This is a genomic window from Streptomyces sp. SYP-A7185 (assembly GCF_046103685.1).
Taxonomy (GTDB): domain Bacteria; phylum Actinomycetota; class Actinomycetes; order Streptomycetales; family Streptomycetaceae; genus Streptomyces.
On sequence record NZ_CP122310.1, the window covers coordinates 9,273,026 to 9,288,452 of the forward strand.

Below are 15,427 nucleotides of genomic sequence, written 5' to 3' on the forward strand. Positions count from 1 at the left end.
TACGACCACCCATGACCGTACGGCCACCCCTGACCGTACGACCCCGTTCACCTCTGGAAAGGGACACCGCAACCCATGAGCCGTTTCCGATCGAGAGCCGGCACCGCCGTGCTCACCGCCCTCGTCCTCACCGGCGCCGCCTGCGTCGGCACCGCCACCGCGATGCCCGACGGCGCCGGGGCCGCGGCGCCCGCCTGCAGCGTCGAGTACAAGATCCAAAACCAGTGGGACAGCGGCTTCACCACCGCCGTCACCGTCACCAACAACGGTGCCGCGGTCAACGGCTGGAACCTCACCTGGTCCTACGCGGGCAACCAGAAGGTCACCAACGGCTGGAACGCCGACATCGCCCAGACCGGCGCCGCCGTCACCGCCAAGAACGCCTCCTATAACGGCGCGCTCGCCACCGGCGCCTCGGCCTCCTTCGGCTTCAACGCCTCCTACAGCGGCAGCAACGCCCTGCCGGCCACCTTCAAGCTGAACGGCGTCACCTGCAACGAGGACACCGACCCGACCGATCCCACGGACCCCACCGACCCCACGGATCCGACCGAACCCGGTGACCGCGTCGACAACCCCTACGCCGGCGCCAAGGTGTACGTGAACCCGGAGTGGTCCGCCAAGGCCAAGGCCGAGACCGGCGGCTCCCGCATCGCCGACCAGCCCACCGGCGTCTGGCTCGACCGCATCGCCGCCATCAACGGCGTGGGCGACGGCATGGGCCTGCGCGACCACCTCGACGCGGCCCTCGCCCAGAAGGGCAGCGGCGAACAAGTCGTCCAACTCGTCGTCTACGACCTGCCCGGCCGAGACTGCTCCGCCCTGGCCTCCAACGGCGAACTCGGCCCGACGGAGATCGACAAGTACAAGACCGACTTCATCGACCCCATCGCCGCGATCCTCGCCGACCCCAAGTACGCGGCCCTGCGCATCGTCACCACGATCGAGATCGACTCGCTGCCCAACCTCGTCACCAACGTCTCCGGCCGTCCCACGGCCACGCCCAACTGCGACGTGATGAAGGCCAACGGCAACTACCAGAAGGGCGTCGGGTACGCCCTCGACAAGCTCGGTGACATCAAGAACGTCTACAACTACATCGACGCCGGCCACCACGGCTGGCTCGGCTGGGACGACAACTTCGGCCCCTCCGCCGAACTGTTCAAGACCACCGCCTCCGGCAACGGCGCGAAGCTGTCCGACGTCCACGGCTTCATCGTGAACACGGCCAACTACAGCGCACTCAAGGAAAACAATTTCGCCATCGGCGACACCGTCGCGGGCAAGTCGGTGCGCGAGTCCAAGTGGGTGGACTGGAACCGCTACACTGACGAGCTGTCGTACGCGCAGGCCATGCGCACCAAGCTGGTCTCGCTGGGCTTCGACCAGAACCTCGGCATGCTGATCGACACCTCCCGCAACGGCTGGGGCGGCGCGGCGCGGCCCGCCGGACCCGGCGCCACCACCAGCGTCGACACCTATGTGGACGGCGGGCGCTACGACCGCCGCATCCACCTGGGCAACTGGTGCAACCAGTCCGGCGCCGGACTGGGCGAGCGACCGCAGGCCAACCCGGCGACCGGCATCGACGCCTATGTGTGGATGAAGCCGCCGGGGGAGTCCGACGGTTCGAGCACCGCCATCGACAACGACGAGGGCAAGGGCTTCGACCGCATGTGCGACCCGACGTACACCGGTAACCCCCGGAACAACAACAACATGTCCGGGGCGCTGCCCAACGCGCCGCTCTCCGGCCACTGGTTCTCCGCCCAGTTCCAGGAGCTCATGAAGAACGCCTACCCCGCACTGTAGGCACACCGCGGTCCGCCGGGACCCAGGGGCACACGCCTCTGGGCCCCGGCGAATCGTTGCCTCCACCACCAACCTGCTCGGACCGGCCGGCGCGCTCTGAGGCCACTCTCGTGCCGCACGAAGATGCCGGGCAGCGGGACACACTCAGCCGCGTGACCGCTTGGCGTCGCACCGCATCACCGCACGTGACAAACCCGGCGACCTCGACGATCACTCCCGGGATACTGATCGCCCATGGATGAAGTCAACGTCGTCGTCGCCCATTCCGAGCGCGTGACCCTGCGGGTGGGCGACGTGTTCTTGAAAGTGGACGCGGATCAGGCGCGCATCGACGCCGAGGTCGAGGCGATGGGCCTCGCGCCGGTACCGACCCCGGAGATTCTGTGGCGCAAGCCGCCGGTGCTCGCGCTCGCCGCGCTCGCGGGGACGACGCTGGGCCGCCTCGGAGGGCCCTCGGCCGGGTCACCGGAGGCGTGGGCCGCGGCAGGCGCCGCCATCCGCAAGCTGCACGACGCGCCGCTGCCGCCCCGGCTCGGACGGGCCCGCCGCAGCATCGCCGCGCTGGCGGCGGAACTCGACGAAGAATGCGAGTGGCTCGTGACGAACGGCATCCTGCCCGCCGACCTCGTCACCCGCAACCGCCAGATCGCCGAGGGCGCACTCCGCCCGTGGACTCCGGCGTTCACGCACGGCGACCTACAGATCGCGCACGTCTTCACCGACGGCGACGAGGTCACCGGCATCATCGACTGGTCCGAGGCGGGCCAGGGCGATGCCCTCTACGACCTGGCCACCTTCACTCTCGGCCATGAGGAGCACCTCGCCGACGTCATCGCCGGCTACGGCACCGACGTCGACCTCGGCGTGATCCAGGCGTGGTGGTCACTGCGCAGCCTCCTGGGGGTCCGGTGGCTGACCGAGCACGGCTTCGATCCGTCCGCACCGGGCTGCGAGGTCGACGTGCTGAGAGCGCGGATGTGAGACTGCGGCGCCAGCTGCCGCGTGCATTTTGCCGCGTCGAGCAAGCCACCTTCGCCCAGCAGCGGCCCGCTCCGGCAAGTGATCCCCCGGCGGTCAGGTCCGCATGTCCGGGGTCCCACGGACCGCGTACGCAGGCAGACGGGCGTCACGGAGATATGCGGGGGAGAGCGAAAGCCCGAACCGCCGCTCGACGACACCGAGACTGCGGCGGTAGGTGTCCCTGAAGTCCGCATCCTCGTGCGCGACATGCGCGGTCCCGGTGGGGTCGAGCACCTGAGCGGCAACAAGATCGGCTAGCAGCAGGTCAGGCTCCGCGCCCCAGCGCCACAGCTCCTCGCCCAGGCCGAATCCGCACCGGACCAGACCGTCCCTGGCGTAGTCCACAGTGGCGGGTGGGTGCTCCTGCATCGGTACGTAGCGGACGGCCTCGGCACCGTTGCGTGAGATCTCCGCAAGCCGGTCGCCACCGGTCGAATGCCCGTACTCCACGGCGAAGGACCAGCCCTCCTGCTCGCCGACGCGCACCACACCATCACCGTCCGCGCCCGGCCGGTACACCACGAGCCCCAGATTCCACACCTCGGCATCGGTGATCGGCTCAGTCGCCGTTCCTGGTTCACCTCCCATGCGCAGAGCGAGTTCCTGCGGGGATATCCCGCGCGCGAACACCACGCTGGACATCCAGTTCTCCAGCCCGACCAGCCACTGAATCCCGCCGCTCACACGCCCACCCCTCGCACACGATTCGTGATCACCGGGCAGCACTCTAAGCGGCACCACTGACAACGCGTCCCGATGGCCGACGGGGCAGGGGTCGGCTTGTGGAGGCCGTCTCAGACGAGGTACCTGCGCTGATGCCTCCTGGCTGGTCGGCTCGGGCGCGTTCGGGTCCTTGCAGTCACGCATTGCCCGCCTACGCGCCGAAGACGCAGCGTCGAGTGCGGGTGACGAGTAGCCCGTGGACGTACACGTTGACAAGCCTCTCGGTACTGTCCGAGCACAGCACCTGACCTGCACCGACCATCAGCTACCGAGCACATCCATGAGGTGATCGTCGAGAGCGGCGACGAAGTCCTCCCGCCGCCAGGGCCGCAGTTCGTTGCGGGCGCGCCGCAGCCTGAGCGCAGGTACTCGGCCTCCGGTCGTGCTCGCTGCCGTCACGCAATCGTGCAGCAGTTCCGCCGCGGCGCGCGGATCGCCCAGTCGAATCCGGGCCAACGCCTGATCCGTTGTGACGATGGCCCGCTGAACGTGCTCCCGTGGGGCGGCGAGCGCATCAACCGCGCTGGCGAACTGGGCGTGCGCGATGCTTGGGTCACCGATGTACAGCTGACACACCCCCTCGAAACCGTGCAGGTGTGCGGGCGAGAACGAGGTGGGCATCGGATCTTCTGTGTGGTCAGCGTCGAGGTCGTGCCACGCCAGCCGCAACGCAGCCTGAGCCTGTCGCTCGAACCCGGCGCGCGCCGCGAGCTCTGCCTGGAGAGCGTGGGCGCGTGAGCGCACCAACAGCGAATCTCCGGACCGCGCCGCACACACCGCGGAGTCGACCAGACGACGCGCGTCCTCCAGCCCCTGAGCCGAGTACAGGGTGACCAGGGCGTGGCTCATGTCGACGCATGCCCTCCGCCACGGCTGCCCGAGGCGCTCGGCCTCGCCTGTCGCCTCCGCGTACAGAGCACAGGAAGCGGCATCGTCCCGGGTTTCGAAGGCCAGCCGCCCGGCGAGCATCGAGGCCGCGACCGATGCCTCCCGCAGGGCGGGCACGACCGGTTCGGGTACGCCCCCGAGCCGCAGCTGTCGGCACGCCTCGACGGCGGGAGAAAGGATCAACTGCAAGCGCACGAAGGGCAGCGAACCCACCTGGGAGTTGACGTCCGAAACCACCGCCGCGAGCCCGGCCACCGTTGCCTCATCGGTGCGGGAGGGATCGGCGAGCGCCGTGCTCAGGGTGGCCTGTAGACCGGGGGCGAGGAACGCGAGCATTCCACCCCCGGAATCGGTCGCCGCCCGCACCATCAGGCTGCGCAGCTCGCTGATGCGCGCTTCGCCCTCCCCGAAGTCGGCGAGTGCCTGCAGGAACTCGGCGAAGTCAGAACCGGCTCCCAGGGCCACCTGGCCAGCTGGGGTGCGGGCGTAGAGGTGGGCGAGGAGAAGCTGGTACCGCTCGTCCGGCAGGGCCGGCGTGCGGCTCTCCCAGCGTGCGACACACCGCTGCACGCTTGCGACCGAGGGAAACGCGCTGCGGGGCTGATGGAGTTCGGCGGCGATGGCGAGCAGGGCGCGAGCCGTACCGGACAAGGACAACCCCCGCCTGTGACGAAGCGCCCGCAGCAATGCCGCCCCCGCGGCCCGGCCGTTCATACACCCATGGTGGCGCAAAGTGGGTCTACACGGGCACGATCAGCCGTGGTTTGCCCACATCGGCCGTGTACCTGAGGGTCTGCCACGTCCCGCTGCTCGGCTCGCGGTGATGCGGAAACCCGATCGTCATCCGAGCACGGTCGACCATCCATCGGTTCCGTGCGTGATACGCGTCCGATGAGAGCTCGGCGGCATGCAGCTCGACGACTTCCGTGATGCGGTCGCGGCACCGGACAATCGCCTCGCGCGCCTGGGGCGGCTGCTGGTCGACCCTCCCCGGAGCCACCACCGTGATCGGCGCGCCGGAGTTCTCGGCCAGCCAGAGCAGGCAGAGCGAGTCGATCCCCTTTGCGCCACCGATGTAGAAGTGCGCGTCGACAACGAAGGGGGTGAGGTATTCGCCGAACAGGGCCGCGTACTCGTCGAGGCTCCGATGGCCGGTGCTCCGGGTACCCGTGATCGCAACTGCGCGCATCAACATCAACTCCGTGTCACAGGTTGTCATATCCCTTCCCGTCGCAGCCATTGAGATCGTCTCCGTGTGGATACCGAAGACCTGCTACGACTTGCTGCGCACCTGGAAGACCACGGCCTGTGCGCGACCACCAATGGGGCGGGAAATCGCCCCCATGTGATGAATCCCCGGATCGACATGCGCACCGCAGGGACTGTCGCGACCGGGGACTGCCACGTCACCACCTTCGACTACGAAATCGGCAAGGACGGCTGTGAACGGGCCTGCGCCGAGTGTTCCGCCGTCCGGGCTCTGAGGAGGCCGTGCCATAGACATCTCTACGCGGTGCACGGCGCCCGTATGACCGCGGTGATGCGAGCGAAAACAGGCCCACCGGCAGCCGCAACCGCTACACCTCTGCGCCGAGAGAGAGGCGAGCCAATGTCCGGAGGACGCGGTCCATCTGATCGAAAGCAGACGACCATGCCAAACAATCACCGCACAGCAGATACGGATGGAGCGGCGCCGGCTGCCGCCAGCGAGCTCCCCGTCGGCGTCCTGGCCGTCGACATGGGGCGGCAGCGGTTGGGACGGGTGATGGGTCACGAAGGCCCGTACCTGCAACTCCGTCCGCCGGGTGGGGGCCGCGAGTGGGACGCTGACCCTGCCGACGACCGTGAGGCCGTGGGAGACGAGATCCTTCGTGCCAGCATGCGCGAGGTGAGGCACACCGCTGAGGGACAGTCGCCATGAAGTCGAGGTCGGCGCACCCTGATGTGCTTCCGGATCCGAAGACACTGAGCAATCTGCAACTCACCGAGCAGGCGTGCGCGTTGTGTGGCCGGCGTCTGTTCCGTGATCGGTTGCTTGGCTGCGTGACGTATCGGGATTGCTTCGGCCGGACGGTCACAGCGGAGTTGTGGGCGTGCGCCCCGGTGTGCGGGCCATGACCAAGATCTGTCGCGAGTGCGACGAGCCGACCATCGAGCCGATTCCTGTCGGCCTGGAACCCACTCTGTCGTGCGGCGGGCGAGTCATCTACCTGTGCCCGCCATGCCTGCTCGACCTCGGAATCGTGCCGCTGTCGCAACAGCCCAAGGGCTCTCTCGGCTATGTACCGATCGAGGTGACGACTTCCTAGTGCTGCGGTAGGTGCTGGATCTTGTTCTGCGGGTGAGTCGAGGGTCGGCCGCAGGGGTGCAGGCGCCGGTCCAGCGGCCCCGCTGGGCTCTTGAGCGGACCGAGTCCGGTGGTGGAACGGATGTGGGCGCCTGCACTGGCGTTGCGAGCGCAAGACCGGGTAGTTCCTCGCTTGCGCCGGAATCGCCGGCGCCTCTGCGCAAAAGTCTCGGCATCTTCGTGCTCCACCGCGTGATGCGCAGGCGTCCGGGAGAAGTTGTTGTCCAAGGCGCCATGCAAACCCAGCTCCGCACCTGTAGCCATCGAATTCCTCGCCATGGCAAGCGCCAAGCAGGACATCGTCCTGCTGCTTCGTCAGTCCCTGCGCTGGGCGGCGACCGCGTCCGTGTAGAGCTCTGTCGTCAAATCGTCCTGGCTGATGCCCAGATCGACGAGAGTGGCTCGGATGTCGTCAAGGGCTGGAGTCAGGTCGCTCGCGTCGACCAGAGTCTCGATTTCCAGGAACGTTCCGTCGATCTCCGGTACGCGGACGAGAGTGGCCAACATCCGCCTGCCACGCGTCTCAAAGGCGTAGTTGCGGCAGCGCTTTTCGAAGGCGATGCATTCGACGAACCCCAGCCCACGCAGAATGGCGTGCACGGCCGTGGCGTCGTCGACGAGAGTTTCGTACTCGGGTTTGGAGCCGGAGGCCACGTCCACGGCTTCGCCCTTGAACGTGAGGACCGTGCGGGTTCCATCCGCGCCGTGGACGGTCCGTATACGCAGCTCCTCTCCACCCTGTTCCAGCAGGCGGTTGGGGCGGTCGTAGTACGTGTCCTGGTAGACCTCAACGCGAGCTGCGGCGAGTGTCTCAAGCTGCCGCATGACAGCCTCAGGAGCGTGGACTTGGGCCTTCAACTCCGCTTCGATCACGAACGGTTCCTTCCCCGGTCACACCGCACGGCATCCGCTGTCGATCACTGCTTCGAACATGCGGCGAAACCCCCGGAACAGCGGCCCGTGCGGTGTCTCCATGAGTTTGTACGTTGCCGACTCGTGGCCCTCCCACCCTGCGTCGAAGGCACTGACGAACATGGTGGAGTCGATACGGATGAACCGCCAAGTGGGCAGCATGCGATAGCGGTACACCTGAACGTCGCTCACGGCAGCAAGCTCCCGCAGTTTGGCTTCCGTCAAACGGACTCCGCCTGACAGCGATTCTGTCGACTCCCCGATCTCGGCCGCGCGCCGAATAAGAGCGTCACTGTCCGGATCAAGCAGGGCTACCCTGATTCGACGGTCCTTGCGGCCTTGCGCAGGCTGAAGGCAATTGCGGAGAAGGCTGTCGTTCAGGCCGATCAAGCCGAGTCCCCGAACGGCTAGGACATCCACTTCCGTTGCTTCACGTGCCTGTTCCCGGATCTCTCTGGCTGCTGAACCCTGCGCTGCGTACACGCGTACGACCTCGGGGAACGCGGCGAGGTCGAATGCCGCCCCGCCGGCCCTCCTTTCCCGACTCGCCGCGAGGCCGAGTAGGTGGCGGGCATCATCAGGCATGTGCAGGCCGTCGGCGATGCGCTCGTACACGTCCAGGCGGGTCACCTCGCGACGGCTGTTGATGATCTCGTTGACTCGAGCTTGAGTCATGCCTGCTGCGACGGCGATCCTGGACTGGCTGGCGCCTGTGTACTGCTGCACATGCCGAAATACGGCGCCCATGTCGCGCGCTCTCAGAGCCTTTCGGACTTCGGCTCGTTCCCATGCCCAGTCGGGTAGCTCGATCGGTTCCAGTGCTGTTGGCACGGCGGCCCCCGGTATCGCCCACGAGAGGAAAACCATCTCACCGTGAGATTACCGGTGGGGGATCGAAACGGCGTCCATTCCACAAGATGCTGGTGAGATCAAGAAGCCCACGGTGACCGCGGGACGGCCCCGAGGCATGCCCGAGCTGAGAGTAGACACATGACCGACCACAGTCGACAGCGAGCCAGTGACAGCACGGTGCCCGACGTCGTGGAGCACTTTCCCGTCGGCGTTTTGGTCATCGACATGGGGCGGCAGCGTCTGGGCCGTGTGATGGGGCACGAAGGTCCGTACCTGCAGCTCCGCCCGCCGGGCGGAGGCCGTGAGTGGGATGCCGACCCTGACCGTGTGCGTGAGGCGAAGGAGGATGAGATCCTTCGTGCGAGCATGCACGAGAACCGGTCGGCCCTGGGGCGGACACCATGAAGGTGAACGCGGTCTGCCCTGATGTGCTTCCGGATCCGAAGACACTGAGCAATCTGCAACTCACCGAGCAGGCCTGTGCGTTGTGTGGCCGGCGTCTGTTCCGTGATCGGTTGCTTGGCTGCGTCACGTACCGGGATCACTTCGGCCGGACGGTCACAGCGGAGTTGTGGGCGTGCGCCCCGGTGTGCGGGCCGTGACCAAGTTCTGCCGCGAGTGCGACGAACCGACCATCGAGCCGATTCCTGTCGGCCTGGAACCCACTCTGTCGTGCGGCGGGCGAGTCATCTACCTGTGCCCGCCATGCCTGCTCGACCTCGGAATCGTGCCGCTGTCGCAACAGCCCAAGGGCAGCCTTGGTCATATACCGATCGAGCCGACACGAGGATGTTGACCTCGACGTGGTGCGAGCCGGGCAGGGCCTCGACTGCCTATTCCTGCTCGCGGGATGGTCTACGGGTGCTCCTGGCACTGCTCCAGCGCCACGAACCGGAGGCGCGTCTGGGCACGTTCAGCTCCTGCCTCGCGATCTTCTTGGTGCCATTCCTGGCGGTGTGGCTCACCATCTCGCGGCGGGGTGGGATGTCTGGTGCGCGGATCCGGCTTCCTGTCGGAGCCGGATCCGCGTCGTGCCGTCAGCGCTGGAGGGTGAGCAGACCCGGGCGGTAGGGCAGGAGGCCGTAGTCGCCGCCTGAGCTGGGGCTGCGCCCCTGGTAGAGGAACTGCAGTTTGCAGGGATCGACGGTCATGGTCTGGTCGGGGCTGGTGCGGATCAGTTCGCCGTGGCTGATGTCGTTGGTCCAGGTGGCGCCGCTGTTGGCCTTGCCGGCGAAGGGGTTGCTTTCCGTCGCGGCCTGGGGGGTCCAGGAGCCGTTCAGGTTGGTGGCGGTGAACGAGCGGAAGTAGCGGCCCTGCGAGCCGATCGCCTCGACGATCATGAGGTAGCGGTTCTGGCCCTGCAGCTTGTAGACCTGCGGGGCTTCGAAGAGGTTGTTCGTCGTGTCGCTCATGACCACGGTCGAGGTCGTGCCGAAGCTGCCCGGGAAGTTTCCGATAGGCATGCTGGCCCGGTAGATCTTGCCGTTGTCACCGGCGAAGAACAGGTACATGTTCGTCCCGTCACCGATGAGGGTCTGGTCGATGGGTCCGGTTCCGGAGTCGGCGATGCTTCCGGAGAAGAGCACCTGCGGGGACGACCAGCCGTTCGGGTTGGTGGGGTCGCTCGACGTCCGGTACGAGAAGGCGCTTCCGCCCCACTGGTAGGTGAGCACCCAGATGTTCTTCGGCGCGAAGTAGAAGAGCGTGGGTGCGACGGCGGACGTCGACATCGTGTTCTGGCCGGCCGATGCCATCTCCGACCAGTTGGTGAACAGGTTGAAGTTCATCGAACCCCAACTCGTTCCCGTGTCGTGCGTGGTCGCGTAGACGAGCTGTTTGCCGTTGTAGGGGACGACGGTGAAGTCCTTGAGCGACACCCAGCCCGACTTGGGCTGGGCCAGCGCGCCCGTCGATGTCCAGCGGTAGGACGAGGGGAGAGCGCACGCGCCGGGGGTGTCGTCGCCGACCTTGACGAGTTTCCACTGCTGGTTGGCGCCGCCCCAGTCGTCGTACTGGACGATGTTCGCGTTGTCGGCGTTGGAGCCGCCCTGTACTTCGAGGGCCTTGCTGCTGTGGCGTGAGATGAGCCGCACATAGCCGTCCGAGCTGTCGGCCATCCGCCACTGCTGGTTGGTGGCGTTCAGGTCGGTCCACTGGACGATCGAGCCGCCGTTCGCGGTGGACCAGTTGTGGACGTCAAGGACCTTGCCCGACAGGCGGGACTTGACGCGGTAGTAGCCGTCCCCGGAATCGACGAACTGCCACTGCTGCTGGCTCTGGTCGTTTCTGGGCCACTGGGTGATGCGGGCGCCGTCGTTGGTCGCCATGTTGTAGAGGTCGAGGGCTTTGCCGCTGTTGCGGTTGACCAGGACGTACGAGGCGTTGGGGTCGATGGTCGGCGCGGCTGCGGCGGGCTGGGCGCTGAGGAAGGCAGCCAGGAGCAGCAGGGGTGACAGGACGGTGAGCAGGCGTCTGAGACGGGGTGGGGACGAGTGGCGTAACCACATCGGAGGGCCTCCAGGGAAGGGCGCGGGGCGCGTCAGGCAGGGGCCGAAACATTTTCGAAAGTTTCCGGAAGATTTCCGGATTCATTGACGCCACAAGCTAGGAACGAGGGGCCCGTACGGTCAAGGCCTGTCGCCGATCTGGCCGCAAACCGCGCCTCGCGAACGAGGTTGGCGATGTGTCGTGTCGATCGATGCGGCTTCGGAAGTTTCGGATCAGGAACGGAAACTTCTTCTGCGGGGAGTATTGACGATCCACCGTCAATCGCTCGACCATTCTTGTCTGAGAAGCCGATCGCGGTTCGAGATATCGACCATGCCGGTTCTGAACACTCTGTGCCGCACGGCATATCCACGCATCGCCGCACGCCCCGTCCGCCCGCCGCATGGGGGGGCGGGCGACGCACGCCCCGCGCCTCAGTCCTCTTGCCCTCTCGCCCTTTCGACTTTGGAGGCACCGTCATGGGCTTGTCCGCCCTACCCAGACCCGTTGTCCGCCGAAAGCTCCGCGGTCTGCTGTTATCACTGACCGTCGCTGTCCTCGCGCTGGTCGCCGCAGTGGTGGCGCCGACCGCACACGCGGCCGAGAGCACGCTCGGCGCCGCCGCCGCGCAGAGCGGCCGCTACTTCGGCACCGCCATCGCCTCGGGGAAGCTCGGCGAATCGGCGTACACGACGATCGCGGGCCGTGAGTTCAACTCGGTGACGGCCGAGAATGAGATGAAGATCGACGCCACCGAGCCGCAGCGCGGCCAGTTCAACTTCACCGCCGCCGACCGCGTCTACAACTGGGCGGTGCAGAACGGCAAGCAGGTGCGCGGTCACACCCTGGCCTGGCACTCGCAGCAGCCCGGCTGGATGCAGAGCCTCAGCGGCAGCGCCCTGCGCCAGGCGATGATCGACCACATCAACGGAGTGATGGGCCACTACAAGGGCAAGATCGCCCAGTGGGACGTCGTGAACGAGGCCTTCGCCGACGGCAGTTCGGGAGCCCGGCGCGACTCCAATCTTCAGCGCACCGGCAACGACTGGATCGAGGTCGCCTTCCGTGCCGCGCGCGCCGCCGACCCGGCCGCCAAGCTCTGCTACAACGACTACAACGTCGAGAACTGGACCTGGGCCAAGACCCAGGCCATGTACGCCATGGTCAAGGACTTCAAGCAGCGCGGCGTGCCGATCGACTGCGTCGGCTTCCAGTCCCATTTCAACAGCGGCAGCCCCTACCACAGCAACTTCCGCACCACCCTGCAGAACTTCGCCGCCCTCGGCGTCGACGTGGCCGTCACCGAACTCGACATTCAGGGCGCCTCGGCCACGACCTACGCCAATGTGACCAACGACTGCCTGGCCGTTTCGCGCTGCCTGGGCATCACCGTCTGGGGCGTGCGCGACACCGACTCCTGGCGAGCGCAGGACACGCCGCTGCTGTTCAATGGTGACGGCAGCAAGAAGCCCGCCTACACCGCCGTCCTCAGCGCACTCAACGGCGGTTCCACCACGCCTCCTTCGGACTCCCAAGCGATCAAGGGCACCGGCTCGGGCCGCTGCCTCGACGTCCCCAACTCCAGCACCACCGACGGCACCACACTCCAGCTGTGGGATTGCTCGGGCGGCACCAACCAGCAGTGGACGTACACCGCCGCCGGTGAACTCAGGGTCTACGGCGACAAGTGCCTGGACGCGGGCGGCACCGGCAACGGCGCCAAGGTCCAGATCTACAGCTGCTGGGGCGCCGACAACCAGAAGTGGCGCCTCAACTCCGACGGATCCATCGTCGGTGTCCAGTCCGGCCTGTGCCTCGACGCGGTCGGGGCCGGAACCGTCAACGGCACCCTGATCCAGCTCTACTCCTGCTCGAACGGCAGCAACCAGCGCTGGACCCGCACCTGACGCTCCCGGGTCGCCGCCTCGGTGGCGGCGACCCTCGCGCTAAGGTCAGCCGCGGCCGGCCCACTCCAGGACGGTGTCGGCGAACTCCTGCGGCACCTGCTCCGGCGCCGCCACGTGCCCGTCGGACAGCACTCTGGTCGGACAGCCGAGCGCCGCCGCGAACTTCGCCAGGGACGGCCGGGAGAACCTGTCGTCGGGGGCGCAGACCGCGAGCGTGCGCGCGGTGATCTCCGGCAGGCGGGGTTCCATGGCGTAGCGGCGCACCGCCTCGTGGCCCTCCTCGACCCGGTCGAGGACGGTCAGCGCGTCGATGACGTACCGGGTCAGGGCCGCTTCCTCGCCCGGCTGGTAGAAGGGCCGCTTTTTGTCCCACAGCTCCCGCAGATGCGAGCCGTCGGCCTTCGGGTCGACGTGGTCGATAGGGCCGTGCCCGTTCGCACCACTGCGCTTCTCGTCGTCGACGAACGCGGCCGCCGAGAGCACCAGGCTCGCCACCCGGTCCTGGAAGCGGGCCGCCACCTCGACGGCGATGACCCCGCCGGTGTGATGGCCGACGAGGTGGAACCGGTCCAGGCCAAGCGCCTCGACCAGATCGCTCACTCCGTCGGCGAACCGCTCGATGGAGTGCGGGCCCTCGGGCTTCGCCGAGGCCCCGTAGCCCACGGTGTCCATCGCGATCGCCCGGTACCGGGCACCGACCAGGGGGAGCACGCCGCGAAACTCCGTCCAGGAACGGGGCGTCTGGTGGAGCAGCAGCACGGGCTCACCGTCACCGCACTCCACGTAGTGCAGCTGTCCGAAGCGGCTGGGGGCGTAGCCCTTGCGCAGTTTGCTCGCGTCCGAGGTATCCGTCATGTGTGGGTCGCTTTCTTCACAGGGTCGGCAGCACCGCGGCGCCGACGGCTTCGATGAGGTCGCAGGGCGGGGTCCGGTGCGGAGCTCACGTGCCGCAGGCCGTACGCGGCGTCGATGCCGCCCTCGACGGTGTTCACCGAGCGCTCACCAGCGGAGTGTCGACGCCCACCGGGCCCAGGGGAGCCGCCCCGCCGGGGGAGCCGAGCGCGCTGTCGCGGCCGGGCAGCACCTCCACGAAGAAGGTCCGGTTGTCCTCGCGGAAGTCGGGGTCCGCCTTGCGGTCCACCGTGATCGCCTGCTCGGGGCAGGCGACCTCGCAGGCCCCGCAGTCGATGCACTCCATAGGGTTGATGTAGAGCTTGCGCTCGCCCTCGTAGATGCAGTCGACCGGGCACTCCTCCATGCAGGACCGGTCCATGATGTCGACGCAGGACGCGCCGATGACGTACGCCATGGTGTGTTCAGTGCTCCTTCTCGGTGGAGTGCCCGGGGAACAGGGCCGCCTCCGGGTCGATGACGGTGGCGGCGTTGTTGACGGCGGTGGCGGCCTCGCCGAAGCCGACCGAGATGAGGCGGACCTTGCCGGGATAGTCGGTGATGTCGCCCGCGGCGAACACCCGGGGCAAGTTGGTCGCCATGTGGGTGTCGACGCTGATCCTCTGGGCCTGGAGGCCGAGGCCCCAGTGCTGCAGCGGCCCGAGGTCGGCGAGGAAGCCGAGCGAGGCGACGACGCTCCCGGCGGGGACGAGGCGGGTCTCCTTGGTGATGCGGTGCCGTATCTCGGCCTGCTCCACCCGGTCGGCGCCGGTGAGCCGGCTCACCTCGCAGTCGGTGACGATCTCCACGCCGAGGGTGCGGACCTTCTCCACGGATGCCGCGTGGGCGCGGAAGCGGGCGGTGCGGTGCACGAGGGTGACCGAGCGGGCGATCGGCGCGAGGAGGGCCGCCCAGTCGAAGGCGCTGTCACCGCCGCCGACGACCACGACGTCGCGTTCCGCGTGCACGGACGGGTCCGGCACGAAGTACTCCAGACCGCGCCCGACAAACTCCTCCCCGGCGGGCAGCGGGCGTGGGGTGAACGTCCCCACGCCGCCGGTGATGACGACGGCTCTGGCCCGCACCGTCGCCCCCTGGTCGCTGCGGACGACCGGCAGTCCTTCGGCGTCGTGCGTCAGCTCGGCGGCCCGGTGGCCCAGGAGATAGCGCGGGGAGTACGGCTCGGCCTGGGCGACGAGCCCGTCCACCAGGTCGCGGCCGCGTACGGACAGGAAGCCGGCGATGTCGAAGATCGGCTTCTCGGGATACATCGCGCTGATCTGCCCGCCGAGCTGTGGCAGGACGTCCATGACGGTGACGGTCAGGCCGCGGAATCCGGCGTAGTAGGCGCCGTAGAGGCCCGCCGGACCGGCGCCGATGATCAGGACGTCGGTGGTCAGGACGCCGGCGTCGTCGGTGAGTTGGCTCATGTCGCTGAGCGTAGGAACGGGGGAGCGGTTCTCCCTACGGAGTCGTTCCGGTGAGCAGGACGCGGCTGGTCAGGGGGGTGCGCCGGGGCGTCGTGCATCCGGAAGACGGCGAGGGGCCCGCCGTTCGGCGGGCCCCTCGCACGCGTGTTGCGTGTACC

General features: G+C 67.7%; 14 protein-coding genes. 5 read left to right on the forward strand and 9 right to left on the reverse strand.

Annotated elements, in window-relative coordinates; genetic code table 11:
- Nucleotides 1–75: 75 nt before the first annotated feature.
- Together QBL25_RS40900 and QBL25_RS40905 are read left to right on the forward strand one after the other, a co-directional pair.
- Complete coding sequence (locus QBL25_RS40900) at nucleotides 76–1,812, forward strand: glycoside hydrolase family 6 protein (RefSeq protein WP_409062041.1); 1,737 nt, start codon at nucleotides 76–78, stop codon at nucleotides 1,810–1,812.
- Between the two features lie 234 nt (nucleotides 1,813–2,046).
- A complete protein-coding gene (locus tag QBL25_RS40905; RefSeq protein WP_409062042.1) occupies nucleotides 2,047–2,793 on the forward strand; it encodes a phosphotransferase family protein in 747 nt (248 codons plus the stop codon).
- Between the two features lie 93 nt (nucleotides 2,794–2,886).
- Here the strand turns inward: QBL25_RS40905 and QBL25_RS40910 are convergent, their stop codons facing one another.
- The 3 genes from QBL25_RS40910 to QBL25_RS40920 form a co-directional block, all read right to left on the reverse strand.
- Nucleotides 2,887–3,516, reverse strand: a complete 630-nt coding sequence (locus QBL25_RS40910; protein WP_409062043.1) for a DUF6461 domain-containing protein — start codon at nucleotides 3,514–3,516, stop codon at nucleotides 2,887–2,889.
- A gap of 300 nt (nucleotides 3,517–3,816) precedes the next feature.
- Nucleotides 3,817–5,157 carry a hypothetical protein gene (locus QBL25_RS40915; protein WP_409062044.1) on the reverse strand — a complete coding sequence of 447 codons (1,341 nt, stop codon included), beginning with the start codon at nucleotides 5,155–5,157 and terminating at the stop codon, nucleotides 3,817–3,819.
- 25 nt (nucleotides 5,158–5,182) lie between these two features.
- Entirely contained in the window at nucleotides 5,183–5,632 is a 450-nt protein-coding gene (locus QBL25_RS40920) for a hypothetical protein (RefSeq protein WP_409062045.1), read from the reverse strand.
- Nucleotides 5,633–6,557: 925 nt separating this feature from the next.
- Here QBL25_RS40920 and QBL25_RS40925 point away from each other — a divergent pair.
- The gene (locus QBL25_RS40925; protein WP_409062046.1) at nucleotides 6,558–6,752 is read left to right on the forward strand and encodes a hypothetical protein; all 195 of its coding nucleotides are present in this window, start codon (nucleotides 6,558–6,560) and stop codon (nucleotides 6,750–6,752) included.
- 353 nt (nucleotides 6,753–7,105) lie between these two features.
- On the opposite strand, the gene cyaB is transcribed toward QBL25_RS40925, so the two are convergent.
- Both cyaB and QBL25_RS40935 read right to left on the reverse strand, forming a co-directional pair.
- On the reverse strand, nucleotides 7,106–7,663 hold the full coding sequence (cyaB, locus tag QBL25_RS40930) for a class IV adenylate cyclase (RefSeq protein WP_409062047.1): 558 nt from the start codon (nucleotides 7,661–7,663) through the stop codon (nucleotides 7,106–7,108).
- 18 nt (nucleotides 7,664–7,681) lie between these two features.
- A complete protein-coding gene (locus QBL25_RS40935) occupies nucleotides 7,682–8,449 on the reverse strand; it encodes a helix-turn-helix domain-containing protein (protein WP_409062048.1) in 768 nt (255 codons plus the stop codon).
- Between the two features lie 330 nt (nucleotides 8,450–8,779).
- Here QBL25_RS40935 and QBL25_RS40940 point away from each other — a divergent pair, with 330 nt between their 5' ends.
- The gene (locus tag QBL25_RS40940) at nucleotides 8,780–8,959 is read left to right on the forward strand and encodes a hypothetical protein (RefSeq protein ID WP_409062953.1); all 180 of its coding nucleotides are present in this window, start codon (nucleotides 8,780–8,782) and stop codon (nucleotides 8,957–8,959) included.
- Nucleotides 8,960–9,591: 632 nt separating this feature from the next.
- On the opposite strand, the gene QBL25_RS40945 is transcribed toward QBL25_RS40940, so the two are convergent.
- On the reverse strand, nucleotides 9,592–11,061 hold the full coding sequence (locus QBL25_RS40945; RefSeq protein WP_409062049.1) for a non-reducing end alpha-L-arabinofuranosidase family hydrolase: 1,470 nt from the start codon (nucleotides 11,059–11,061) through the stop codon (nucleotides 9,592–9,594).
- A 459-nt stretch (nucleotides 11,062–11,520) separates the two neighbouring features.
- Between QBL25_RS40945 and QBL25_RS40950 the strand changes: the two genes are divergently transcribed.
- Nucleotides 11,521–12,948, forward strand: coding sequence for an endo-1,4-beta-xylanase (locus QBL25_RS40950; RefSeq protein ID WP_409062050.1), 1,428 nt, complete (start codon nucleotides 11,521–11,523; stop codon nucleotides 12,946–12,948).
- A gap of 45 nt (nucleotides 12,949–12,993) precedes the next feature.
- Here QBL25_RS40950 and QBL25_RS40955 read toward each other — a convergent pair whose 3' ends face one another.
- The 3 genes from QBL25_RS40955 to QBL25_RS40965 all read right to left on the reverse strand — a co-directional run bounded on the left by QBL25_RS40955 (nucleotide 12,994) and on the right by QBL25_RS40965 (nucleotide 15,269).
- Nucleotides 12,994–13,803, reverse strand: a complete 810-nt coding sequence (locus QBL25_RS40955; protein ID WP_409062051.1) for an alpha/beta fold hydrolase — start codon at nucleotides 13,801–13,803, stop codon at nucleotides 12,994–12,996.
- A 133-nt stretch (nucleotides 13,804–13,936) separates the two neighbouring features.
- On the reverse strand, nucleotides 13,937–14,257 hold the full coding sequence (gene fdxA / locus QBL25_RS40960) for a ferredoxin (RefSeq protein WP_409062052.1): 321 nt from the start codon (nucleotides 14,255–14,257) through the stop codon (nucleotides 13,937–13,939).
- A gap of 7 nt (nucleotides 14,258–14,264) precedes the next feature.
- On the reverse strand, nucleotides 14,265–15,269 hold the full coding sequence (locus QBL25_RS40965) for an NAD(P)/FAD-dependent oxidoreductase (protein WP_409062053.1): 1,005 nt from the start codon (nucleotides 15,267–15,269) through the stop codon (nucleotides 14,265–14,267).
- Between the last annotated feature and the right edge of the window lie 158 nt (nucleotides 15,270–15,427).